22 protein-coding genes and 1 tRNA gene are annotated in these 24082 nt (G+C 63.4%); 10 read left to right on the top strand and 13 right to left on the bottom strand.

The window, feature by feature from the left end; genetic code table 11:
• Positions 1-16: 16 nt before the first annotated feature.
• Genes mksF through mksB form a run of 3 tightly spaced genes read right to left on the bottom strand, consistent with a single transcriptional unit; the run spans position 17 to position 4831 of the window.
• On the bottom strand, positions 17-2848 hold the full coding sequence (mksF, locus tag BJQ17_RS15945; protein WP_003247454.1) for an Mks condensin complex protein MksF: 2832 nt from the start codon (positions 2846-2848) through the stop codon (positions 17-19).
• The gene (gene mksE / locus BJQ17_RS15940) at positions 2845-3552 is read right to left on the bottom strand and encodes an Mks condensin complex protein MksE (RefSeq protein WP_003247452.1); all 708 of its coding nucleotides are present in this window, start codon (positions 3550-3552) and stop codon (positions 2845-2847) included. Before mksE ends, mksF begins: the two co-directional genes overlap by 4 nt.
• Positions 3542-4831, bottom strand: a complete 1290-nt coding sequence (gene mksB, locus BJQ17_RS15935) for an Mks condensin complex protein MksB (protein ID WP_003247449.1) — start codon at positions 4829-4831, stop codon at positions 3542-3544. The genes mksE and mksB overlap by 11 nt, the downstream gene beginning before the upstream one ends.
• Positions 4832-5069: 238 nt before the next feature.
• Between mksB and BJQ17_RS15930 the strand changes: the two genes are divergently transcribed.
• The 3 genes from BJQ17_RS15930 (at position 5070) to BJQ17_RS15920 (ending at position 7021) form a co-directional block, all read left to right on the top strand.
• A complete protein-coding gene (locus tag BJQ17_RS15930) occupies positions 5070-5855 on the top strand; it encodes a hypothetical protein (RefSeq protein WP_003247448.1) in 786 nt (261 codons plus the stop codon).
• Complete coding sequence (gene rimI / locus BJQ17_RS15925) at positions 5852-6307, top strand: ribosomal protein S18-alanine N-acetyltransferase (RefSeq protein ID WP_004575708.1); 456 nt, start codon at positions 5852-5854, stop codon at positions 6305-6307. Before BJQ17_RS15930 ends, rimI begins: the two co-directional genes overlap by 4 nt.
• Before the next feature lie 138 nt (positions 6308-6445).
• Positions 6446-7021 (top strand): D-Ala-D-Ala carboxypeptidase family metallohydrolase, encoded by a 576-nt coding sequence (locus tag BJQ17_RS15920; protein ID WP_033725220.1) that lies wholly within the window; start codon positions 6446-6448, stop codon positions 7019-7021.
• Here the strand turns inward: BJQ17_RS15920 and BJQ17_RS15915 are convergent.
• Entirely contained in the window at positions 6961-7878 is a 918-nt protein-coding gene (locus tag BJQ17_RS15915; RefSeq protein WP_019750428.1) for a LysR substrate-binding domain-containing protein, read from the bottom strand. The two genes, BJQ17_RS15920 and BJQ17_RS15915, sit on opposite strands and share 61 nt — an antisense overlap.
• Before the next feature lie 227 nt (positions 7879-8105).
• Between BJQ17_RS15915 and BJQ17_RS15910 the strand changes: the two genes are divergently transcribed.
• On the top strand, positions 8106-8720 hold the full coding sequence (locus tag BJQ17_RS15910) for a LysE family translocator (protein WP_004575706.1): 615 nt from the start codon (positions 8106-8108) through the stop codon (positions 8718-8720).
• A 130-nt stretch (positions 8721-8850) separates the two neighbouring features.
• On the opposite strand, the gene BJQ17_RS15905 is transcribed toward BJQ17_RS15910, so the two are convergent.
• A tRNA-Met gene (locus tag BJQ17_RS15905) sits at positions 8851-8927 on the bottom strand.
• 95 nt (positions 8928-9022) lie between these two features.
• Positions 9023-9946, bottom strand: a complete 924-nt coding sequence (locus BJQ17_RS15900) for a FecR domain-containing protein (protein WP_070096313.1) — start codon at positions 9944-9946, stop codon at positions 9023-9025.
• A 193-nt stretch (positions 9947-10139) separates the two neighbouring features.
• On the opposite strand from BJQ17_RS15900, the gene BJQ17_RS15895 reads away from it, so the two are divergent.
• From BJQ17_RS15895 to BJQ17_RS15890, 3 genes are all read left to right on the top strand, one after another.
• Positions 10140-11354 carry an MFS transporter gene (locus BJQ17_RS15895; protein ID WP_070096312.1) on the top strand — a complete coding sequence of 405 codons (1215 nt, stop codon included), beginning with the start codon at positions 10140-10142 and terminating at the stop codon, positions 11352-11354.
• A gap of 103 nt (positions 11355-11457) precedes the next feature.
• Positions 11458-11595 carry a hypothetical protein gene (locus BJQ17_RS31685; protein ID WP_003247435.1) on the top strand — a complete coding sequence of 46 codons (138 nt, stop codon included), beginning with the start codon at positions 11458-11460 and terminating at the stop codon, positions 11593-11595.
• Between the two features lie 83 nt (positions 11596-11678).
• Positions 11679-12836, top strand: a complete 1158-nt coding sequence (locus BJQ17_RS15890; protein ID WP_019750431.1) for an MFS transporter — start codon at positions 11679-11681, stop codon at positions 12834-12836.
• A gap of 7 nt (positions 12837-12843) precedes the next feature.
• On the opposite strand, the gene BJQ17_RS15885 is transcribed toward BJQ17_RS15890, so the two are convergent.
• A complete protein-coding gene (locus BJQ17_RS15885; protein ID WP_070096311.1) occupies positions 12844-13800 on the bottom strand; it encodes a FecR domain-containing protein in 957 nt (318 codons plus the stop codon).
• Positions 13787-14302 (bottom strand): sigma-70 family RNA polymerase sigma factor, encoded by a 516-nt coding sequence (locus BJQ17_RS15880; RefSeq protein ID WP_003247432.1) that lies wholly within the window; start codon positions 14300-14302, stop codon positions 13787-13789. The genes BJQ17_RS15885 and BJQ17_RS15880 overlap by 14 nt, the downstream gene beginning before the upstream one ends.
• A gap of 171 nt (positions 14303-14473) precedes the next feature.
• On the opposite strand from BJQ17_RS15880, the gene BJQ17_RS15875 reads away from it, so the two are divergent.
• The 3 genes from BJQ17_RS15875 to BJQ17_RS15865 are packed head-to-tail and all read left to right on the top strand — an operon-like array spanning position 14474 to position 18668.
• Positions 14474-15100, top strand: coding sequence for a DNA-3-methyladenine glycosylase (locus tag BJQ17_RS15875; RefSeq protein WP_070096310.1), 627 nt, complete (start codon positions 14474-14476; stop codon positions 15098-15100).
• 47 nt (positions 15101-15147) lie between these two features.
• A complete protein-coding gene (gene ada, locus BJQ17_RS15870; protein ID WP_014859289.1) occupies positions 15148-16200 on the top strand; it encodes a bifunctional DNA-binding transcriptional regulator/O6-methylguanine-DNA methyltransferase Ada in 1053 nt (350 codons plus the stop codon).
• 56 nt (positions 16201-16256) lie between these two features.
• Positions 16257-18668, top strand: a complete 2412-nt coding sequence (locus tag BJQ17_RS15865) for a DUF3772 domain-containing protein (protein ID WP_003247429.1) — start codon at positions 16257-16259, stop codon at positions 18666-18668.
• Between the two features lie 25 nt (positions 18669-18693).
• Here BJQ17_RS15865 and BJQ17_RS15860 read toward each other — a convergent pair whose 3' ends face one another.
• The 5 genes from BJQ17_RS15860 to BJQ17_RS15845 all read right to left on the bottom strand — a co-directional run bounded on the left by BJQ17_RS15860 (position 18694) and on the right by BJQ17_RS15845 (position 23913).
• Positions 18694-19911 carry a DUF3422 domain-containing protein gene (locus BJQ17_RS15860; RefSeq protein WP_003247428.1) on the bottom strand — a complete coding sequence of 406 codons (1218 nt, stop codon included), beginning with the start codon at positions 19909-19911 and terminating at the stop codon, positions 18694-18696.
• A 397-nt stretch (positions 19912-20308) separates the two neighbouring features.
• Entirely contained in the window at positions 20309-20470 is a 162-nt protein-coding gene (locus BJQ17_RS31680) for a hypothetical protein (protein WP_156336270.1), read from the bottom strand.
• Between the two features lie 17 nt (positions 20471-20487).
• Positions 20488-21918: an aldehyde dehydrogenase family protein gene (locus BJQ17_RS15855; RefSeq protein WP_070096309.1), complete on the bottom strand. Its 1431-nt coding sequence runs from the start codon at positions 21916-21918 to the stop codon at positions 20488-20490.
• A gap of 13 nt (positions 21919-21931) precedes the next feature.
• Complete coding sequence (locus BJQ17_RS15850) at positions 21932-23431, bottom strand: cytosine permease (protein WP_004575698.1); 1500 nt, start codon at positions 23429-23431, stop codon at positions 21932-21934.
• Between the two features lie 92 nt (positions 23432-23523).
• A complete protein-coding gene (locus BJQ17_RS15845; RefSeq protein WP_049586379.1) occupies positions 23524-23913 on the bottom strand; it encodes a nuclear transport factor 2 family protein in 390 nt (129 codons plus the stop codon).
• Positions 23914-24082 lie beyond the last annotated feature (169 nt).

Genomic DNA, 24082 nt, shown 5'->3' with positions numbered 1-24082 from the left:
CGCGGCCCCGGCTATCTCAGGCCAGCTCCTCGGCCTGATCCTCACGCACAACCGCCTTCACTTCATCCAGCCGGCTGATGAACTTCCAGTCCGCCTCGTCGATGTAGATGCCGTTCGGCCCGCTGCCACCTTCCAGGTCGATCGCAACGTGCGCCGAGACCTGTGGTTTCACACTCGCCAGGATCGGTACGAAGCCCAGTTGCTGGCTGGTTTCCAGCAGTGCCGCCTGGTTGCGTTCGTCGATGTCTGCCGCTTCGTCCAGGTAGTACGGCAGGCGAATGCGCCCAGCCAGGTCACGGTCCATCAGGTGCAGCAACAGGTACATGTTGGTCAGCGCCTTGATGGTCATGGTGGTGCCGTTGGACGCCGCACCGTCGATGTCGGCGTGGATGATCGGCTGGCCATTGACCTTGGTGATCTCGAACGCCAGCTCGAACAGGTCCTTCAGGCCCAGCTGGTTGTGGTTGGCCGCCACCAGCCGTGCCAGGTACTCCTTGGCCTCTTCGTTCTTGTTGTCCTGGTCTGCGCTTTGGGTCAGGTCGAAGACCGACAGGGTTTCGCCTTCTTCGTACTGGCCGGCACTGTGGATAATCTGGTCGATGTGCTTGAGCGCTTCCTTGTTCGGCGCCAGTACCACGCGGAAGCTTTCCAGGTTGGACACCTGGCGCTTGTTGATCTCGCGGTTGAACAGGGCCAGCTGGTGCTCAAGGCTGTCGTAGTCGCTGCGGATGTTGCGCAGGGTTCGGGCGATGTCGGTGACCGCAGCGCGGCGTGCCTTGGCCAAGGTCAGGGCTTCGTCGGTACGGTGCGCGTAGGCGTTCACCAGCAGTTGCAGGCGGCGTTCCATGTCGTCTTCGCTGTCGAACTTGGCCACGCCTTTGAGGCGCACCTGGGCGTACAGCGCCTCGATCTGGTTGTCCACTCGCTGCAGGCCTTGCCAGCTGTCCTGGTAGTCATTGAGCAGCGGCAGCAGGTTGTCCATCGAGTCGTCGATGGCTTCCATGTATGGCGTGCCGTAGGGCAGGTCGGCCGGCAGCAGCTGGCGACGGCGCAGGGCGTCTTCCAGGGTGCGTTGCTTGGACTCGAGGTCGCCGAGCTGACGGCCGACCAGTTGCAACTTGGCTGACAGCTGCTGGACGCGCTCGGTGAAGGCGTCGCTGGAGCGCTTGAGTTCGTCCTGGGCCGCTTCCAGCTGCGAGAGCTGTTCCAGCTTCTCGGGCTCTTCGGCGGTGAGGGTTTGGCTACGGCGGAAGTCTTCCAGCGCCTTCTGCGCGTCCAGCACTTCCTGGTACAGGGTTTCGGTCTGCGCTTTGGACGCGGAGCGGTCGGCGGCCACGGCCTGCTGGGTCTTGAGCTGCTTGAGTTCTTTTTCCAGGCGCTCTTTCTGGTCGCGCAGGGCGGCGCGGTCGGCCAGGGCCTGCAGGGCCGGTGGGTCGATGTGGGTCAGGTCGATGGCCAGGCCTGGGGCCTCGAAGCGCTCGCCCTTGAAGCCGTCCAGCACCGCTTCCAGCGATTTTACCCACAGGTCGCTGTCGTCCAGCTCGATGCCGCGGTCGCCCAGCGGCAGGCTGAACAGCGCACCGTTGAACAGGCGCATCAGGCGGTCGACGTCCTGCTGCGAGAACTCCTCGCGCAGGCGGGCATAGCTGTTGTTGTCAGCGTGATCCAGCTGCTGCTTGACCTGCTTCAGGCGTTTTTCCAGGTCGCGTACGCGCTCGTCGAGGTCTTCGGCACTGAACTGCCGTGACTGGGCCAGCGCGCCGGCCAGCTCGTCGTGGGCATCTTTGGCTGCCAGCAGTTGCTGCTCCAGTACCTTGACGTCATCGACCAGCGCAAAGCGGTGCTTGAGCACCGACAGCTCGCCTAGCCAGCGCTGGATACCGGTAATTTCACGCTCCAGGCGCATCAGCTCCTGGGTGCCGCCGCGCTGGTCGTTCTGCAGGCGGTCCTGCTCGCCACGGTAGTGCTCGGACTGGATGACCAGCTCTTCCTTGCGCGCCATGGCGTATTCCTGCCAGGTGCCCAGCAGGGTGTCGAGCACAGGCGAAATGCGGTGCAGCTTGCCACGCAGGATGTCGCGCTGGGCCACGCCACCGGCCAGGGCCTCGACCAACGGGCCGGCAGCCACCAGGGCGTTGTAGTCCTGCTCCATGCGGCGTACGTCGCGGAAGGCTTCCTCGCACGCAGCGATGTAGTCGACGCTGCCCGAGCGCAGGCTGTGCTCGAAGGCGTCGAGGAACAGCTGCTTGAGCTTGGCGGCGGTGATCTCACGCATGTGCAGCAGGTTGATGAACAGCGCGCGGAAGGTTTTCAGGCTTTGCTCGCTGGTGGAGCGCAGCGGGATCATGGTCAGGTCCAGCGGCACCGAAGTGTGTCCGCCCACCAGCAGCCGGCGCAGTTCGTCCGGCTTCAGTTCGTAAGCCTTGATCCCCAGGCGTTCAAGGTTGGTGAACAGCTCTTTCTGACGCAGGCAGGTGTCGTTCTTCTGGTAGTGGGCCAGGTCCAGTTCGCCCTTGTAGGCGAAGAACTGGTGGCCGAAACCGCCACCCGGGCCGCGCCCGACCACACCAATCACGTGCGTGCCGTGGGGCAGGCTCAGTTCGCAAAGAATGTACGACGTGTCGCTGGCGAAGTAGAAGCGGCGCGATTGCTCAAGGCTGTACTTGCCGAAACTCATGTCCGACATACGTGCCAGGATCGGGAACTGCAGGGCATTGATCGAAGCCGATTTACCCAGGTTGTTGGCGCCGTATACCGACAGCGGGTGCTCCAGCGGGAACAGGCCAAGGCTGTAGCCGGCGGTGTTGAGCAATGCGAAGCGGCGGATGCCGTAGCGTTCCTGGCTCATGCGTCAATCTCCTGTTGCTCTTCGCGGATGGCCCGGGCCAAGGCGTCCTCTTCGCTTTCCTCGCCCTGGAAAGGCGTGAGGTCGAGCGGGTCGTCGGTACGGTTGAGTTCTTCGGCGCTTTCTTCCTCGACCAGTACCGGGGTCGGCAGCGGCAGGGCGCTGTGCAGGGTGGCGGCCAGGTCGCGGTCCTGCTGCACCGAAAGGCACACATCGAGGAAGCGATGCATGGGCGGCAGGAAGCGGTAGATGCCGCCTTCCTCATGGGCGAAGCCGAGTTGGGTCATGCGGCGCAGGATTTTTTCTTCCAGCTCGTCCACGGTCTGCACTTCGGCCTGCAGGAACAGGTCGCGGTACTTGTCCAGCAGCGAGGGCAGTTCGTCGCGACCGATGCTGCCGCCATCGAGCACGGCCATCGGGTCGCGGCCCTGGTCAGCAAGGTGCTCGACCAGGATGAAGGTGAACAGCGACAGGCGCTGCGCGGTCTTGTTGACCTGCGCGGCGGTCATGTCGGGCACGAAGTAATAGAAGCCACGGGTATCGCACACCAGCTCGAAGCCCAGGGCCTTGAACAGGGTGCGGTACTGGTCCTGGAAGTTCGACAGCTGGGCGTACAGCTCAGGGTCGCGCCGGCTGACGTGGAAGCCTTTGAACAGCTCGCGGAAGATCGGCGCGAGCTGGGACAGTTCGGAAAGATCAAGATGCATGGGCTGGGCTCGCGTTGGGTTCGGTAGGCGCGCTAGGGGCGTCTTCGCGGCTGGAGGTCAGGGCGAACGAATGCAGGCTGACCAAATGTTCCTGAGTGGTGTATTCGCGGCGGTCGAGGCGTTCGCGCTTGAAGCGCTTTTCCCGCGACAGGCGCGAGAACCAGTACAGCAGCTCGTCGGTGGCGCCTTCGGGCTCCTGCTCCAGCAGCCAGACCATCAAGTCGGGCAGTGGCAGGGCCTGTTCGCAGCGTTCGGCCATTTCCTTGACCGTGCGCGGGGCACGGGGCAGGGCGCCGGACTGGGTCTTGTGGGCTTTGGGGAAGCGCGCCGGTTTGGGCTCGAAGCGGGCCAGTGCGTAAACGTAGGCCTCGACCTGGCTGGCACTGCCAAGGAAGGTGCTTTGCGGGCGGGTGAACATCGGCATGGCCGCCTGCGGCACGGCATCGATGCCCTTGCGCCGGATCACCGACAGGGCCAGTGCAGCGCCGCGGGTCACGGCGTTGTGGCGGCGGGCTTCTTCGCGCAGCGGCAGCAGCAGTTCGCGGGCGTGGCGCAGGGTCAACTGGGCGCTGGTCTGCATTTCCAGAATGCGCGCGTGGGTGCGCAGCAGCATGTCGTCGTCGACCAGGTGGCCCAGGCGCGCCTGTTCGCCCAGCAGTTTCAGCAGCACGGTCTCGACCTTGCGTACACCCTGTTCGAAGGCGCCGTCGGCGTTGACCAGCTGGATCATCGGCTCGACGTATTCGTCCCAGGTGGCCAGCACTTCGGCATAACGCTGGCGCAGCGGAATCTGGCGGTTGCTGGTCTTGGCCCGTTCGGCCACGGCCACCAGTGCCTGCTCGTCGTTGTCGAGCTTTTTCAGCACATCGCGCACACGCATGTCGAGCAGGCGCAACTGGCGTGCCAGGTCGTCGCTGTCGCGGTTGTCGAAGGCATCCTGGATGTGCCCGGCCAGGCGCTCCAGGTGGCGCAAGTAGGCTTCGATCTCCAGGCACAGGCCCAGCCGGTGTTCGCGGCGCAGGTAGGCGAGGAAGTCGTGGATCTGCGCGTTGAGCTCGAAACGGTTCGGGCTCTTGGCCACCGGGACCAGGATATCCAGGCGGATCCACACGTCGAGTAGCTGGGTGATGTCCTGCGGGGTGCTTTCGAGCTGCTGGCGGGCCACATGCTGGCGCAGTTCGACCAGGCTCAGGGTGCCCTGGTCGAAACGCTCGCACAGCGGCTCGATCAGGGCCCAGTGTTCGGCTAGGGCGCGCAGGACGCGCTTGGGTTCGATCATTGGCTTCGACTCGTTGCCAAGAAAAAGGGGGCGATTGTACTGCATTCGCGGGGGTGGTTTTTACCCCTTGGTCTGTAATGAGAGATAACCTTTAGGTTTGTGGGTGTATGTCGTTGTTCTAGTGGCACTCGTGAGATCGAGCGCCGCCCGCGCGGCGCTCGGTCTGATAGGCGCTGCAAAAACCACGGCGTACACGTTAGAATGCCCAATTGCCTTCACCCCCTCGGATATCCGCCCCTTGCTGACCGAACCCCGTCGCCGCGCCTACCTTTCCGCCATGCAAGTGGTGCACTGGCTGCCGCGCGCCGAGCTGCCGTTCGCCGCACCGTCGCGGCCCGAGCTGCTGCTGCCGGTTGTGCCAGTCGAGGACATCGATTTCGAGGTCAGGCCGGCATCGGTAACCAACGAAGCGCCTGTCACCCCCCAGGCCCGCTCCGGCGAGCGGCCGAAAATCGAGATCCCACGCCCGGGCAGTGTGGCAAAACCCGCCGTCAAGCCTGCCGAGGCACAAGAGCAGCCCGCTGCTCCGCGCCCGGCACCGGTGCCGCCACCGCGCTTCTCGCTGCAGTTGTTGCGCGCCGGCAGTTGCCTGCTGCTGGTTGAACTGGCCACCGGTCAGCCCTTCCAGAGTCGCGATCCGTCCTATCTGCTGCTCAAGGACATGCTGCGCGCCGCCGGCCTGCCCGACGCCCCGCAGATCATCGGCGAGCCGGTACGCTGGCCACTGTTGGTGCGCGGCAACATGGACCAGGGGCCAGAGGCTGCGCGCGATTTCGTCCAGGGCTTCGTTCAGGCGCGCCTGGAAGACGCCCCGTGTACCTGTCTGTGGCTGGTCGGCCTGCCGGCACTGCGTTTTGCCGCCAATGTCGACGCCGACGCCTATTACCAAACCCTGACGCTCGACAGCCTGGGCGACGCCTGGGCATTGCCGGGCCTTGAACTGTTGATGGACGAGCCGCAGCGCAAGGCGGACGTCTGGAAAGCCATGCGCCAGCTGATGGCGCGCTGGAAGAGCGTTGAATGAGTGACTCGATCAGCTTCCGCCCGATGACCGAGGCGGATCTGGATGCCGTACTTAAGATCGAATATGCCGCATTCAGTCATCCCTGGACCCGTGGAATCTTTCAGGATGCGCTCAAGTCGTACGAAGTCTGGCTGATGTTCGATGGCCAGCAGCAAGTGGGCCATGGTGTGATCAATGTGATCATCGATGAAGCGCACCTGCTCAACATCACCGTAAAACCGGAAAACCAAGGCTGCGGCCTGGGCCTGCGCCTGCTCGAACACCTGATGGCCCGGGCCTATCAGCTCAATGGCCGCGAATGCTTCCTGGAAGTACGCGCCAGCAACCAGTCGGCCTATCGTTTATACGAACGTTACGGGTTCAACGAAATTGGCCGCCGCCGCGACTATTATCCGATCGCCGGCGGCCGTGAAGACGCCCTGGTGATGGCCTGTACCCTGTTCGAAGACTGACTTTCCAGCGGCTTACCCCGTCACGCAGGCACCCCTCTGCTTCGGCCACCCGCTGACGCTGCAGTAACGGTTGCACGTTGAACTAGTATGAGTTCCGGTGGGAGTGCAGGCTTTGTTCTCAGCAGGGACGGATAAAGAATGAGAAAACTGCTTTTGGCAGCGGGCCTGTGTTTAGCGAGCGTTGCCCACGCTGACGAGCGCGACGTGTGGATGTTCGCCCAGTGGGCGGGTGATCATCAAACCCGCCCTTTCCGCGAAATGCTGGTAGATGCCCGGCTTTACGGTGTAGTGCCAATTCACCAGTTGCTGCGCTCGGCTTCGGACTGGAAACTGTGCCACGCATCGCCTTTCGCTGTACCGCCCCCCGGCAATTGGGCGGCTGTACGCTCGACCCTCGCGTTGATCAGGGCACTCGACGATCAAGGCATCCTGCGCCAGTTCGAGGTGGTTTCGGCTTACCGTGAGCCGCGCCTGAACGCCTGTGCGGGCGGGGCAGCCAACAGTGCGCATACCCGCGCGTTCGCCGTCGATATACTGCTGCCGGCCTGGGCCGACCCCAATCCGCTGTGCCGTTTCTGGCAGCAGCACGGCCAAGCCTGGAACATGGGCCTGGGCCGCTACCCATCAGGCCGCATTCATGTGGATACCGCCGGCTATCGCACCTGGGGCGGCGATGGCAGTGCGGGGTCGTCGTTCTGCGTCAAACCCAAATGAGCCAGGCAACCCCGGCATTCGTCCATTAGCCACTCTGCGAAGCGCTGGCACTTGCTGCTGTCGGCCAGAGGCTGTGGGCTAAGCAGGTGGTAGGCCGAGCCATCGCGCACAAAACCGTACGGCGCCTGCAACTGCCCGCTGTCGAGTTCGTCGCACACCATCAGGGCTGAGGCCATGGCCAGGCCCAGGCCGGCGTTGGCGGCCTGGATCGACAGGTAGAAATGCTCGTAGTCGCTGCGTTCGCAGTGCCGCGCCTGTTGGCCGCTCAGGCGCAGCCAGGTGGGCCAGGCAGCAGGGCGTGTGGTGCTGTGCAGCAGCCGTTGGCCATCGAGTCTGGCGCTGGCGGCGGGGTGGCACACCGGGCCGATCCATTCATCGCAGACCTTCTGGTTGAACAGCTGGTTATTCCAGTGGAAGTCGTCACGGCGGATGGCCATGTCGACCCCACTGCGGGCGAAGTCCAGCGGCCCGCCGGCAGCCACCAGGTGTAACTGCAGGTCGGGATGGGTGGCATGGAAGCGCGGCAGGCGCGGGATCAGCCAGCGCATGGCGATGGTCGGTTCGCAGGACAGCACAAGCACATTGTCGCGGACCTGGTGCTGCAAACGCTGCACGGCGCCTTCCAGCTGCTCGAAGATCGCCTGGGTGGTGCCATGCAGGGCGCGCCCGGCAGGGGTGAGGAAAATGGCCCTGTTGCGCCGTTCGAACAGTTCCACGCCAAGGCTTTCTTCCAGCAGGCGTATTTGGCGGCTGACCGCGCCGTGAGTGACGTGCAAGTGCTCGGCGGCGCGCACGAAGCTCTCGGTCTGGGCGGCAATGTCGAAGTAGCGGAAGGCGTTGAGTGGCGGCAGTTTCATGATTTCCCTGCTCAGCTGTGCCGGCCTCTTCGCGGGTAAACCCGCTGCTACATGGCCACATAGTTCCCTGTAGGAGCGGGTTTAGCCGCGAAGAGGCCAAGGCAGGTTGTACGTATCTGTGAGCAAAACTATCAGATTCATCTCAGCATAAATCGATTTTTCCGCATCTGTAAGCGCTCGATAATCGGCGGTCTGTGCATTTCCATCGCCTATCGAGAGCCATCAGCATGACCGAACTCATCGCCGTCGCCCTGTTTACCCTGCTCGCCGTCATCAGCCCTGGCGCCGATTTCGCCATGGTCACCCGCAGCAGTTATGCGCAGGGCCGCAAGGCCGGGCTGGCGGCCGCCATAGGTATCGCACTGGGGGTGCAGGTGCATGTGTTGTACACAGTGTTGGGCATTGCCGTAATCATCAGCCAGAGCCCGGCGCTGTTCCTCGTCATGAAAGTGCTGGGTGCGGGCTACCTGATCTACCTCGGGTACAAGTCATTGACCAACACCCGACGCATCAGCCTGGACGGGGTTGGCCAGTCTGCTGCCAGCGTACTGCAAGCGCTGCGCACCGGCTTTTTGACCAACGCCCTCAACCCCAAGACCCTGTTGTTTGTCATCAGTGCCTTCACCCAGGTGGTACAGCCTGGCAGCCCGCTGACGCTGAACTTCGCCTACGGTGCGTTCATGTCCGTTGCCCATTGGCTATGGTTCAGCCTGGTGGCGGTATTTTTTTCCAGCACGGCATTGCGCAAGGCGATGATCGAACGGCAAGTGCTGGTGGACCGGGCCATTGGTCTGGCATTGATCGGGCTTGGCCTGGCTGTGGCGGTGACCGGAATACGTTGAGGCGACGATAGCAGCGCCGAACCCTGTGGTTCGGCGCCCGGCTGCTGCTGGATGGGTTAGCGCGGGCACCAGCAACTTTTTCGCAGGCAAAGAAAAAGGGCTTACCTTGCTGTAAGCCCTTCGTCTTGTTTGGTGGCTACACAGGGACTTGAACCCCGGACCCCAGCATTATGAATGCTATGCTCTAACCAACTGAGCTATGTAGCCGATGGCGCGCATTATTCTCTTGAACGCCCCCTCTGTCAACACTCATTTCAAAAAAAATTTGCACGCTTTCAAAAACTTAGCGGCCAGCCCCGGTTTTAGCGCACCACAAGCCAGTGCCCGAGCACACCCAGCAACTGCAGCTGCTGGGCTGCAGCCAGGGATTGCAGGCTTTGGCCAGGCCGGTCGAGGTTGAAATCGCCGCTCACACGGCGATGAGCCACGTGTTCATCCATCATCCACAGACGCTGCCCTTGGTAACCGGCAAGGCGCTCCAGCACCTGCCTCAATGGCATGTCTGTGGCTTTAAGGCGGCCGTTGCGCCAACTGTCAGCGGTTTTCAGATCAGCCTTCCGCACCGTATCGATGCGTGTGTCATCGAAGGTTACCCGCTCACCTGCCGAGACCATTCGCTGCTCACCCCCCTGGGTGACCATGGCCTTGCCACTGAATACCACGAGTTCGTCACGCCCTGCATGGCGGGCTATCTGCAAGCGAGTGCCGTATACCTGGATGCGTGCGTTGCCCACTTCCACGTCCATGGCCCGCCCGTCGAGCACGACTTCCATATGCACCTGGCCCTGCACCAGGTGCAGTTGGCGGGTGCGGCCGCGCAGGTCGACGTTCATCGCGCTGGCGCTGTCCAGGTTCAATGTCGTGCCATCCGCCAAGCGTATGCTGCGGCGCTCTCCCACATCGGTGTGCAGCTCGCTGGCCAGACGCTGTATCAGCGGCCAGTACAGGTAAGCAGCAGCGCCTAACCCTAGCAAGAACACAAGCGCCAACCCTTTACCCAGGTGACTGCGACGGACAGTGACATGCCGTGGGCGAGGGCGGGCAGGTGCGGGTTGCAGCTGTTGCCAGAACGTCTCCAGCTCGGCGTAGGCGTGGGCGTTCTCTTGTACCTGGCACCAGGCTGCAAATGCCTGGCGCTGGGTTTCGTCGCAACCGGGCTGGCGCAGCAACGAAAACCACGCCAGCGCTTCCTGTTGTGGGTCGGGCTGCAGCTGCTTGGCGGACATCGGGCTCATGGGGGCGGTCTGCTCACGATAGGGGCCGTTTGGCCTAACGATGACAGGGGTCATTGGCAGAGGATGCTAATTATATTGAGAACCATTTTCAAGTGCGTGGCGACAGGGGGATAAAAAAGGTAGCTATGTATCTATTTGATTCCTGATAATCGGATCCCAAACCAGAGGACGGAGATTCAGGCAAATGGCCACCAGTAGTGCCTCCACCGCATCCACCCCGGCAGCGGCAAGCCAAGCCTCGCCGATGGTGATGCGCATCATCGGTTTCTGCGCCTTGGCGCATTTGATCAACGACCTGATCCAGTCGGTGCTGCCGGCGATCTACCCGATGCTCAAGGCCAACTACGACCTGAGCTTCGCCCAGATCGGCATGATCACGCTCACGTTCCAGATCACCGCCTCGCTGTTGCAGCCTTGGGTCGGCTTCTTCACCGACCGCAGGCCCACGCCTAATCTGTTGCCGCTAGGCACCCTGTGCACATTGGTGGGGATCGTGATGCTGGCCTTCGTTGGCAGTTTCCCGATGATCCTGCTGGCGTCGGCGCTGGTGGGCATTGGCTCGTCGACCTTCCACCCGGAAACCTCGCGTATTGCACGGCTGGCCTCGGGCGGGCGCTTCGGCCTGGCCCAGTCGACCTTCCAGGTCGGTGGCAACACCGGCTCCGCTCTGGGCCCGCTGCTGGCAGCGGCCATCGTCATTCCGTTCGGCCAGACCCATGTGGCCTGGTTCGGCCTGGCCGGGCTGTTCTTCCTCGGCGTTACCCTGATGCTGCGCGGCTGGTACAAGGAGCACCTCAATCAGGTCAAGGCGCGCAAGACGGTTCAGGCCACCCACGGCATTTCGCGCAATCGGGTAATTGCGGCGCTGATCGTGCTGGGCTTGCTGGTGTTCTCCAAGTACTTCTACATGGCCAGCTTCACCAGCTACTTCACCTTTTACCTGATCGAGAAGTTCGGTGTGTCGGTGGCCAGCTCGCAGCTGCACCTGTTCCTGTTCCTCGGCGCGGTGGCGGCGGGCACCTTCTTTGGCGGGCCGATCGGTGACCGTATCGGGCGCAAGGCAGTCATCTGGTTTTCAATACTGGGCGTGGCGCCGTTCACGCTGGCGCTGCCGTATGCCGACTTGTTCTGGACCACGGTGCTGAGCGTGGTGATCGGCTTTATCCTGGCTTCTGCGTTTTCTGCGATCGTGGTGTATGCGCAGGAACTGGTGCCGGGCAGCGTGGGCATGATTGCCGGGATCTTCTTCGGCCTGATGTTCGGCTTTGGTGGCATTGGCGCTGCGCTGTTGGGGTACGTAGCAGACCTGCGTGGTATCGAATACGTGTATGGGTTGTGCTCGTTCCTGCCATTGTTCGGGTTGTTGGCGGTGTTTCTGCCAAGTACAGGTAAACGCTGAACGCGCCGGGGGCCTGGCAGAGGCCCCTGGGCAATTGACGAGCCCCCCGGAGGTGGCTAGAGTGCCGCCTCTTTTTTCAATCACCTGCGTAGTAGCCAAAGCAATGCGCCGTACCCAGTCCCTCCCACACGCCCGCCAGCCTGCCTTCCAGGCACTGCGTCGTGCATGGCCGAGTGACACGGTGCTCAAGCGCCGCCGCAGCGTGCTGTTTGCCTTCACCTTCTCGCCACACCTCGCCTGAACTGATCTGCGCTTTCGCGTCGCTCGCCGTTCCGGCGTGCGCGCCTGTTTCTGCACGTCTTTTCGGTTTGCCAGGAGTGGTACATGAACATGCGTTTATTGGCGGGCTTGTTGTTCGCCGTTTCTGTCGTGGGTTTCAGTTTGGGGGCCAGCTTGCCGCTGGTGTCGTTGCGCCTGCATGAAGCGGGGGCGAGCACCCTGGAAATCGGCATCATCTCGGCCATCCCTGCCGCCGGCATGATGCTCTCGGCTTTTCTGGTCGACATCTGCTGCCGCCATCTCACCCGGCGCACTATCTATCTGCTGTGTTTCAGCCTGTGCACGGTCAGCATCGCCTTGCTCGAGTCCGCGTTCGGCTCGTTGTGGCTGCTGGCGTTGCTGCGCCTGGGCCTGGGGCTTGGCATGGGGATCGCCATCATCCTCGGCGAGTCGTGGGTCAACGAACTGTGCCCCGAACATAACCGCGGCAAGATCATGGCCTTGTACGCCACCAGCTTTACGGGCTTTCAGGTGCTGGGCCCGGCCATGCTGGCAGTGTTGGGCGCCGATAGCCCGTGGATCACGGGTGTCGTCACGGTCTGTTATGGGCTGGCGTTGCTGTGCATTGTGCTGACGGTGCCCAACGACCATGTCGAGCACGAAGAGGGCGAAAAAAGCTTCGGCCTGGCCGGGTTCTTCCGTGTGGCACCGGCGTTGTGCATGGCGGTGCTGTTCTTCTCGTTCTTCGATGCCGTGGTGCTGTCGCTGCTGCCGGTGTACGCCACCAGCCATGGCTTTGCCGTTGGCGTGGCGGCGTTGATGGTGACGGTGGTGTTTGCCGGCGACATGCTGTTCCAGCTGCCGCTGGGCTGGTTGGCCGACCGGGTTGAGCGCACAGGGTTGCACCTGGCGTGCGGGCTGGTGGCGATGGTGATCGGCATCGGTTTGCCTTGGCTGCTGAATCTGACCTGGCTGCTGTGGCCGCTGCTGGTGGTGCTGGGCGCGGTGGCGGGGGGGATCTATACCTTGGCGCTGGTGCTGATCGGGCAGCGCTTCAAGGGCCAGGACCTGGTCACTGCCAACGCCAGTGTGGGCTTGCTCTGGGGCGTAGGCAGCCTGGTCGGGCCGCTGGTCAGTGGGGCGGCCATGAATGTCGCGCCCCACGGTTTGCCCATGGCGCTGGCCCTGATGGCCGGGCTGTTCGTGTGCTTTGCCAGGCAGTCATACCGGCGCCGTGGGCGGATGCGGGCTGTGGCGCAGTGATACCCCTTTACGCCGCGCCGATGCTGACCCAATAGCGCGTTCGGTACTCGACCCGCACGGGCAGGCTGCGGGTGAGCAGTTGCAGGATTTGCCCGGTGTCAGCCAACTGATAGGTGCCGGAAACCTTCAAGCCCGCCACTTCTGGAGCGCAGCGCAACAGGCCCGGTCGGTAGCGGCCGAGTTCGCTGACAAACTCGGCAAGCGGCATCTGCTGCACGCTGAGCACACCTTCGGTCCAACCCCAGGGGTCGTTGTGCAGTGTTCTGGCCTGAATGCTGCCGTTGGCGCTGACTTGCAAGGTTTCACCGGGCAGCACCTGCCTCGCTGACGCCGAGGCAGGGAACAGCGTGACTTCACCACGCCGCACCGACAGCAGCAGGCCCTGGCTGTTTTCGCGCAGCAACAGCTGGCCATCGAAGGTGGTCAGCGGGCCGACAGGGGTGGCGACGTGGAATGGGCGGTTGTCGTTGGGGTTGCTGTCCAGGCTGACCTCGCCATGGATCAGTTTCAGCTGGCGTTGTTCCGCACTGTAGTGCAAGTCGATGGCACTGGCAGTGTTGAGCTGGATGCGGCTGCCGTCACTGCCTTGCCATTGGCGCCGTTCACCGGTGGCGGTGCTGGTGTCGGCCAGCAGCTGTGGCAGGCCTAGCGGTTCGCGCGCGGCCCAGCCCAGGCTGCCGCCCACGGCCAACAGCCCCAGTAACTTCAGGTGGTCCCTGCGGCTGGCTTTGGGGTGCTGGCTAGCGTCCAGGGTGCGCCGGCTCAGGTCCTTGGGCAGCCCGGCCAGTTCATCGCCCAGATGATTGACCCGCTGCCAGGCCAGGCGGTTGTGTGGGTGGCTGGCCAGCCAGTGTTGAAACTGCTGCTCGGTGCGCGGGCTGGGGGTGTCGAAACGCAGCTTTACCAGCCAGTCGATGGCCTGATCGACTTGCGTTTGAGCGGGCGTACCATCAGGCATCGGCATAGCGCAACCGGTAGCAGACGCCCAGGGCCTTGGCCAGATCGCGCTCAACGGTGGCCCTGGACACCTCCAGACGTTGGGCAACCTGCACGATGCTCAAACCGTCTAGCTGGGCCAGCAGGAACGCTTGGCGGACGCGCGGTTTCAACTGGTGCAAGGCGCGGTCGAGGCGTTCCAGGCTATCGAGGATGACAAGCTTATCCTCTTCGCTGGGCACTTCTGCTTCGGGCAGGTGAGCCAGGCTCTCCTGGTAGGCCCGCTCCAGCGCGCGGCGGCGGAACTGGTCGATCATCAAACCACGGGCGATGCTGCTGAGGTAGGCGCGCGGTTCTTTGAGCGGCGACACGTGGCGGGCGCGCAACAACCGCACGAAGGTATCCTGGGCCAGGTCTGCGGCATGTTCACTGCAACCGACCCGGCTGCGTAACCAGCCACGCAACCAGGCATGGTGAGACTGGTAGAGCAGAGCGACCTCGGTGGGCTTGAGCGTGTCGTTGATCTGCATCGTAGAGAAGGCCCAGTCCAGTGATGTGTGCGATTGTGAATAGTTCTCAATTCTATGCGGGGAAGATGGCGCTGAGCAATGGAATGCCAAAGATTAGCTGCGCAAGAACCGGCGTTTGCCCGATGAACGGCTGCGCTAAGCTGGACCTGCAATCGACTTGATGGAGGTGCCATGATGCTGGCTGACCTTTCGCCTGAGGCCTATCACGAGGCCACGCAACACCTGGCGGCACTTGACCCGGACTGGTCGCGGCATATCGCAGCGATCGGGCCCTGCCTGCACCAGGCTACGCCGGGACGTGAGCCTTATGAGGCATTGGTGCGGGCGATTGCCTACCAGCAACTGCACGCCCGCGCCGCCGAGGCGATCCTGGGGCGTTTGCTGGCGCTGTTCCCGGCAGATGATTTTCCGCAGCCAGAGCAGTTGTTGGCGGTAACCCCGGAAACCCTGCGTGCCTGCGGCTTTTCGGCGAGCAAGCTGGTGACGGTCCAGGGCATTGCTCAAGCCACCCTGGAGGGCTTGGTACCGACGCGGGAGCAGGCGTTAACCATGGCTGACGAGGCGTTGATCGAACGCCTGGTGGCGTTGCGTGGGGTAGGGCGGTGGACGGTGGAGATGCTGCTGATCTATAGCCTGGGGCGTTCTGACATTCTGCCGGTGGACGATTTTGGTGTGCGCGAGGGGTATCGGCGGCTCAAAGGGCTGGAGTCGGCGCCGACACCGGCGCAAATGCGTTCGCTGGGCGGCGCCTGGCGGCCGTTTCGTACCGTGGCGGCCTGGTACCTGTGGCGGGCCTGAGGTTTTTGCATCGCCCGTACAGGCAACAACATATCCGGGAAACAAAGATGAACCTCTACACCACCCCTGACCAACGCTGGCAAGCCGTAGAGAGCCGCGACACTGCCGCCACAGGCCACTTTGTCTACGCCGTACGTACCACTGGCGTCTACTGCCACCCCGGCTGCAAATCACGCCAGGCCAAGCGCGTGAACGTCGAGTTCTACGACACTGCCGCGGCTGCCGAGGCTGCCGGCTACCGTGCTTGCAAACGCTGTATCAGCAAGGCCAGCGCCACCCGCCATAGCCAGCTGGTTACCCACGCCTGCCGCTTGATCGAAACCAGCGACCCCGCGCCAAGCCTCGACCAACTCAGTGCACAGCTGGCCGTCAGCCCCTTCCACCTGCATCGGCTGTTCAAGGCCGAAACTGGGGTCACCCCCAAGGCCTACGCCACAGCCTTCCGGGCCCGGCGCCTGCGTGCGCATCTGGAAGACGGCCAGCACTCTGTCACCGATGCTATTTACAACGCCGGCTACAACTCCAACAGCCGCTTCTACGAAAGCGCCGACCAGCGCCTGGGCATGCGCCCCCGGCAATACCGCGCCGGCGGTGCCGGGGCAAGCATTCACTTCGCCCTTGGGCAGTGCTCGCTGGGTGCAATATTGGTCGCCCAGAGCGACAAGGGTATCTGCGCGATTCTGCTGGGCGACGACCCCGAGGGCTTGTTGCACGAGCTGCAGGATCAGTTCCCCAAGGCCCACCTGATTGGCGGCGACAGCGCCTACGAACAGAGGGTGGCCGAAGTGATCGGTTTCGTCGAAGCGCCCGCCTTGGGCCTGGCCCTGCCGCTGGATGTACAAGGCACCGCGTTTCAGGAGCGGGTGTGGCAGGCGCTGCGTGAGGTGCCGGCCGGCAGCCGGGTCAGCTACACCGACATCGCCGAGCGCATTGGCGCCCCCAAGGCCGTGCGGGCGGTAGCCATGGCCTGCGCGGCCAACCGTATTGCCGTGGCCATCCCTTGCCACCGCGTAGTGCGCCGGGATGGCGACATCAGCGGTTACCGCTGGGGCGTGGAGCGCAAACAGCAATTGCTGAAGCGAGAAACGGCACTCTCCTGACAGCCCGAAGCCGCGTAGAATCCCCCGCCAAATCGAATTGCAAAGAGGAATATTCGATGAGGCGTGTCAGCCTTGCCCGTTATTGCCCAGGTCTGATTGCCCTGCTGGCCCTGATGCTGTTGCTTGTCAGCCCGGCCTGGTCGGCCCCGGCCACGCCATTGTCCAACCTGGCGGCTGCCGAAGCGCCCGCACTGGACGAAAACGCCAGCCTCGAACAGCTGAGTGACCGCTTGGACCTGATCCGCCAAGGCGTCACCAGCGAGGCCAACGACGACGTGCTGTCGCAACTGCGCCTGGGCGCGATGCAGGTTCAGCGTCAAGCTGATGCACTGAGTACACAGCGCACTGCCGATGTGGGAAAACTCGACGACCAGCTGAAGGTCATCGGCCCGGCCCAGCCGGACGAGGCTGCTACCCTGACACAGCAGCGCAAAGCGCTGGAGGCCGAGAAAAAGGCGCTGGTAGCCCAGCAGGATCAGGCCACCAAGCTGACCCAGTCGGCCCGTGACCTGTCCACGCAAATCGTCAACCTGCGCCGCAGCCAGTTCAACTCGCAAATCACCAGCCGTGCAGCCTCGCCGCTGAGCCCAGCCTTCTGGCAGAGCATCATCCGCCCCACCCAGGACGACGTGGCGCGCCTGCGTGACCTGCGCAGCGAGGCGGCCGATGCCATCAGCAGCGCCTTCAGCGCCGAAAACCGCTGGCTGTTCGTTGCCAGCCTGGTGGCGGCGATTCTGGTGTGGACGTTGGTGCGGCGCGTGCTTGAACGCTTGCTGGCCAGTGCCATGGTCCACTGGCTGCCGGAGGGCCGCCTGCGCCGCAGCGCCTTGGCTCTGGGCGTTAGCCTGGCAACCCTGGGCACCATCGCCGGCTCGGTGTCGTTGCTGCGCTGGGGGCTGGAAAGCAATGCACGCTTGGGTTCGGATATCGCCAGCCTGACCAATCACATTCTCACCCTGGTGGTGTTCAGTGCCTTCATCACAGGCCTGGGCCGCGCCATGCTGATGCTGCAGCGTCCGTCCTGGCGGTTGCCGGCGATCCACGACGAAGTCGCCAGTGCGCTGGGCTGGTTCCCGAAGGTGCTGGCATTGGCACTGATGGTCATGATGACCATGGAGCGCATGAACAGCGTGATCGGCGCCAGCCTGGCGCTGACGGTGGCCGTCAACGGGCTGACCGCGCTGGTGGTGGCGCTCACCTTTGCAGGCGCGCTGCTGTGTTACCGCCGCACCCTGCGCAAGCATGGCCTGGAGCGCCCGACGGGCCTGGCCGGGCTGATCCCGTTCGTGATGGTCATCTGGCTGACGTTGATCCTGCTGGCACTGCTCACCGGCTACCTGACACTCGCCTATTTCCTCACCGCCAAGCTGTTGTGGGTCAGCCTGGTGATCACCTGTGCCTACTTGCTGACCACCTTCTTCGGCGACCTGTGCGAAACCCTGCTGTCACCCCGCCAGCCCGGTGGCCTGGCTCTGGCGTCGACCCTGGGCCTGGCCCCTCGCCACCAGGCCCAGGCCAGTACCATACTGGCCGGCATTGGCCGCACGGTCGTGCTGTTCCTGGCACTGCTGCTGGTGTTGATGCCGTCGGGCACCAGCCCTAGCGAATTGCTGTTGAGTCTGGGCGACTGGGATGGGACCGGCGGCAAGCTGCTCGGTAACCTGAACATCGTGCCGCAGGACATCCTGCTGGCCTTGGCGATCTTCCTCGGCGGCCTGTTCGCCATCCGTGTGGTCAAGCGCTGGCTGAGCGACCGCCTGCTGCCGGAAACCGAGATGGACGCCGGCATGCGGGCCTCGCTGGTAACCCTGGTGGGTTACCTGGGTTTCCTGTTCCTGGCCATGCTGGTGATGTCGACCTTGCGTATCAACCTCACCAGTCTGACCTGGGTGGTCAGTGCCCTGTCGGTCGGTATCGGTTTCGGTTTGCAGCAGATCGTGCAGAACTTCATTTCCGGCCTGATCCTGCTGACCGAGCGCCCGGTGAAGGTCGGCGACTGGGTCAGCCTGGCGGGTGTCGAGGGGGATATCCGCCGCATCAATGTCCGCGCCACCGAGATCCAGATGTCTGACCGTTCCACGGTGATCGTGCCCAACTCGCAGTTCATCTCGCAGAACGTGCGCAACGTGACCATGGGCAACGCGCTGGGCGTGGTCAGCATTACCCTGACACTGCCGCTGGAGACCGATGCCAACCGCGTGCGTGAGCTGCTGCTGGCGGCTTACCATGAGCATGAGGCGATTCTGGATGCGCCAGCTACCTCGGTGTCGTTCAAGGACCTGACGGCCAGCGGTATGGTGATCGGTGTGAGTGGCTATGTGGCTGGGCCGCGGCAGGTATCGGGCACCCGCAGCGACCTGCTGTTCACCATTCTTGGCCGGTTGCGTGATGAAGGCATTCCACTGTCTTCGCCGCAGAGCATGGTGCTGGTGCAGGAAGGTACGCGGCCGGCTGACGAGTCGGTGTAGGCATCGGGGGGCAAGGCCCCCCAACTCAATGCTGTTTGGCCTGCCTGATACGCAGCAGTATCACCAGCAGCACCAGCAGTACTGGCGGCGCCATGGCCATCAAGCCATCGCGCGCCGTCAGTCCCAACCCCAGTACATTCAGCCCGCCATACAAAAGCTTGAACAGATTCAGCAGGTAATAGGTGATGGCGATGATCGACAGCCCCTCCACCGCTCGCTGGATTTTCACCTGGGCATCTGCCCGGGCATTGAGGCTGCGCAAGATCTCGGCGTTCTGCTCCTCCATCTCAACTTGCACCCGCGCCTGCAGCAAGTCGCCCAGGTTGGCCACGTTCTTCGCCAACTGCTCCAGCCGTTGCTCGGTGGCTGCGCAGTAACGCACGGTCGGCTTGAACCGGCGCTCGATGAATACCCCAAGGCGCTGGCAGTCGCCCACATGGCTTTCCCGCAACTCCCCCAGGCGTTCGAACACCAGCTGTGCGTAGGCCTGGGTGGCGCCAAAGCGGTGACGGGTTTTTACCGTGCGGCTTACAACCTGACGTGACAGGTGGGCAATGGCTTCCAAGAGCCCCTTGGAATCATGGCCATCGACCCCGGCACTGCGCTCGGAGAGGCAGACCAGGGTCTTGTCGAAGGCATCCAGTTCCTGGCTCAGTTGCTTGGCCGTGCTCAGGGTCAGCGAAGCCATCATGCGGTACGTCTCGATTTCCAGCAGGCGGCGGATCATGCGGCCCTGGCGGTAGGCATTGAGGCGCCTGTTGATGAACAGGAAGCGGTTGGTGCCATCCTCGGTCAGGCGGAAGTCGCTCCACACCACCGCATCGCCACCACCCACGCACGAGCCGCACGGGTCTTTGAAACCATAGTGGGCCAGGTTCAGGTCCTGTTCGTGACGTACCAGCACCTGCACTGCATTGATCACCTGCGCCGCCTGCGGCGCAATCGCCTCGGCCAGCACCGGCGGTAGGGTTTGCCATGTGGTATCGGCTGTGGTGCATGGCACAACCAGCGTCAACGTGAAGAACTCGGTGTGCCGCTCCCATTTGAACGGGTGGCCATCCATGTCAGTGATGCCTTGTGCGGCACCGGTGTCCGAAACATCAGGGCAGCAGCGTTGTAGCAATGCTGTACAGGCAGCATCGCCGCCGAGCAAGGCCAGGTGGAAGACATGCGCCGGGCCGTCGAAATAGAGTGACGGACGGGCGTGCAGTTCATTGTGCAAGGCGGTGCGTTGAGGGTGCATGGGTGGTCCGGCCTGGTGTTGTGATTATGGGGGTACCAGGAAGTGGGACTTTGCGGGCACTGGAGAAAGTCACGCGGGGGGAATGTTTGTATGGCCTGTACCGGCCTCTTCGCGGGTGAACTGCTCGTGGGCGCTCAACAGTTGAAAAGCCTTCGCGGTCGCCTGTAGGCGCGGGTTTACCCGCGAAAGGGCCGGCCCTGCTGGCCAATTTCCACCGGCCGCTCACCGTCGCAGCCGCCACCGTATTCGGGGGTAAACCCGCTCCTACACACGCACAGGTCGTTGTAGGCGCGGGTTTACCCCCGAACACCGGCAGAGCCGGTGCCATCCACCGCGTTGGTTTCTTCGCGGGCATGCCCGCTCCCACAAGATGACCACAGGCCTGAGGTGTTGTGGATTACCTGTGGGGGTTTACCCGCGAGGAGGCCGGAAAACCATAGATTTCGCCTTGCCCCACGGTTTGATGATTAATCACCTCTATTTCAAAGCCTTTCCAGGCATTGCCGCCGTTGAAGCTGCAGGTTGCTGCCTGTCGACTGACACCGGTGAGAAGTTTCAAGGCGGCCCCTTGCGATATCAGCCCAGACAGCGGGTTACATGCTTGACCGACTGATAGGCTGACAACCCCCAAGGCCCCAGCTCACGGCCGATCCCGCTGCCCTTGGTGCCCCCCCATGACGTTTCGACGAACACCGCCTGCACCGAGTTGATCCACACATGGCCAACCTCCAGCGCATCGGCCACGCGCTCGGCGCGTTCCAGGTCGGTGGAGCACACCGTGGCGACCAGCCCGAAGCGGCTGTCATTGGCTTCGGCAATGGCCTGTTCCTCGGTGGCAAAGCGCCGTGCGCAGAGCACCGGGCCAAAGATTTCCTCGGTCCACAGGCGGCTGTCTTTCGGCACATCGGTATACAGCGTCGGGCTGACGAACCAGCCTTCACGGTCCAGTGCATGGCCGCCAGCCAGGCACTGCAAACCTTCTTCCCGCGCCGTGGCAAAGTAGCTGGCCACCTTCAGCCATTGCGCCTGGCTGGTCAGCGGGCCCATGTCGACCTCTTCGGTCAAAGGATTACCCACCCGCAGGTTTTCCAGTGCCGCCTGCAAGCGCTGCAGCAGTGCATCGGCAATGCCGTCCTGCACCAGCAGCCGCGATGTGGCCGAACACATCTGGCCGGCGTTCCAGCTGATGCCGGCAACAATCCATTCCACCGCCTGGTCGACATCGCAATCATCGAACACCACGATGGCCGACTTGCCGCCCAGTTCCAGCGTCACCGGCCGGCACTGCGCCGACGCGCTGCGCATCACCTGGCAGCCGACGCTGTTGCTACCCGTGAAGGACAACTTGTCCAGGCCGTTGTGGTTGCTCAGTGCGGCGCCGGTCTCGGCCTTGCCGTTGACGATGTTCAGCACCCCGGCGGGCAGGCCCAGGGCGTCGGCGATCTGGCCGTAGGCCTGCTCGATCAGCGGGGTGACCTCTGAAGGCTTGAGCACCACGGTGCAACCGGCGGCCAAGGCCGGAGCAAGTTTCCAGGCGCTGGTCACCAACGGGAAGTTCCACGGCACGATCAGGCCGACCACGCCCACCGGTTCAAGGCGGGTGCGGGCGGTGAAACCCGGCGCAGCCAGCGGCACAGTGCGGTTTTTCGATGGCAGTTGCTCGGCCAGCTCGGCGTAATAGCCAAAGGTGGCGATGGCGTCATCCAGGTCGATTTCCGCTTCGTGACGCGGTTTGCCGCTATTGCGCATCTGCAGGGTGACAAGCGCTTCACGGCGTTGCCCGAGCTGTTCGGCAAAACCACGCAGGAAGGCGGCACGTTCACTGGCGCAGGTGCTTTTCCAGGCGGGCAGGGCGCTGCGGGCAGCGGCGACGGCCTGGTCGACCTGGCTCACGCTGGCGGCCATCAGCTCGGCGAACGGTTGCCCCAGTGCAGGGTCGTTGACACTGATGCAGTCGCTGCCTTGGCCTTCGACCCAATGGCCGGCGATATAGTGGGAAGTGGTCATGGTCGGTTTCCAGTCAGGCCATTTCGGCAGTGGTCACAGGCGTATGCGCGGTGCTTTTGCAACGCACCCATCGCGGGCCCAAGGGGCCATACACGCCAGCAGGTTCAGGGAACAGGTTGAGCAACAGCAGGTACAGCACGCCAGCCAGCCCCAGCGTGACCGGCAGGCTCAGGTCGATGCCGCCAGCCAGGTCACCCAGTGGGCCGACGAACTGCCCCGGCAGGTTGACGAAGCACAGGCCGACCGCCGCGCTGGGGATCCACGCCCCCATGCCGCGCCAGTTCCAACCGTGCAGGAACCAGTAGTGGCCACCACGCTGGCCGCGGGTGAATACCTGCAGGTCGTCGGCGTGGTAGAAGCCGCGGCGGGTAATCAGGCCAAGGATCATGATCACCATCCACGGGCTGGTGCAGGTAATGATCAGCACGGCAAAGGTCGATACGCTCTGCACGAGGTTGAAGGTGAAGCGGCCAATGAAGATGAAGCCGATCGCCAGCACGCCGATCAGCAGGGTGGCGCCGGCTCGGCTGAGCAAGCGTGGGAACACGCTGGACATGTCCAGGCCGGTGCCATACAGCGCGGTGGTGCCGGTGGACATGCCGCCGATCACCGCAATCAGGCACACCGGCAGGAAGAACCAGCTTGGCGCTACCGCCAGCAGTCCGCCCACATAATTGTTGGCGGCGATGTAGTCTGGAGCCTGGGTGGCGACCAGGGTGGCCGTACACAGGCCGAACAGGAACGGAATCAGCGTCGCTCCCTGTGCCGCGATCACTGCCAGCATGATGCGTGCCTTGGGGGTTTCGCGTGGAATGTAGCGCGACCAGTCACCCAGGAAGGCGCCAAACGACACCGGGTTGCTCATGGCCAGGATCGCCGCGCCGACGAACGCAGCCCAGAAGCCTGCCTGGCCAAGGTTGACGCTGCCTGCGTAGCCGGCATCGAAGGGCCCGGCAAAGGCGACGATGCCCAGCAGGAACAGCAGGCTCGAGGCCCAAACGGCAATCTTGTTGACCCACAGCATGAAGCGGAAGCCAAAGATGCAGACCACCAGGACCAGCACCGCGAACACACCGTAGGCCAGCCCCAGGGTCAGGTCGGTCTCTGGCAGGCCGGCCAGGCGCTTGGCACCACCGACCAATGCATCCCCCGAGCTCCACACCGAGAGCGAGAAAAACGCCACCGCCGTGAGCAGCGACAGGAACGAGCCGACGATACGCCCGTGTACGCCAAAGTGCGCGCCCGATGAAACGGCGTTGTTGGTGCCGTTAAGCGCGCCGAACAGCCCCATCGGTGCAAGGATCAGCGCGCCGATGCCAACGCCAAGCAGAATCGCCCACACACCCGCCTGGAATGACAACCCGAAAAGCACCGGGAAGCTGCCCAATACGGCGGTAGCGAAGGTATTGGCACCGCCGAAGATCAGGCGGAACAGGTCTAGCGGGGAGGCGTCGCGTTGATCTGCGGGGATCTGTTCGACGCCGTTGGTCTCGATACCGGTCGAGTGGCTCATGGTGGTGCTCCAGCGCGGTTGTTGTAGCCAGCGCAGTGCGCGGGCCTTTTTGTGGGTGCGATGGCAGGGCGGCAGCGCCGCGTAAAGGGTGATCAGGCCGGTGTTACGACCGACAGGTGCTCGTGGCAGGCCAGCCACTGGTCACCATGGCGGCGGAAGACAATGGTCTCGCGTTCGCTCAACGGGTGCTCTTCACCGCCGATGCGGATATGCGTGGCCACATCGTGCATGAAAACAGCCACGTCGCCTTGCAGGCTTACATGGGCGTTGCCCGATTCGCAGGCAAGCACGGTAAAGCCCTCGGCCTGCCACTGGGCCCACAGCTCTTCATAGGCGCGACGCGACAGCAGCGGATACGGCAAGGTGTGAAACAGAAAGGTGGCGTCTTCGCTGAAGCAGGCGAAATAGCGGGCGGTGTCGTTGCTGGCGAACGCCGCGACGAGGTCGGCGGCAGCTTGCCGCACTTGGAGTGTCTGGTCCACGGGAGTGGCCTCACGGTTTTTTGTGATTGTGGTGAAGCGATTCTGGTGGCGGTGGGCGAGGGGAAAAATCGCTGGCGGCAAATAATCAGTTCAGGAATTTGTGAAGTGATGGGGCACATGGCAGTACAGGCAAGCCGACTGACGGTCTCTCCCACCCTCCATCCTTGCC

Origin of the sequence: Pseudomonas sp. NBRC 111139 (assembly GCF_001753955.1) — a bacterium.
In the GTDB taxonomy this organism is placed as follows: domain Bacteria; phylum Pseudomonadota; class Gammaproteobacteria; order Pseudomonadales; family Pseudomonadaceae; genus Aquipseudomonas; species Aquipseudomonas alloputida.
This window is presented reverse-complemented; position numbering and strand designations above follow the sequence as displayed.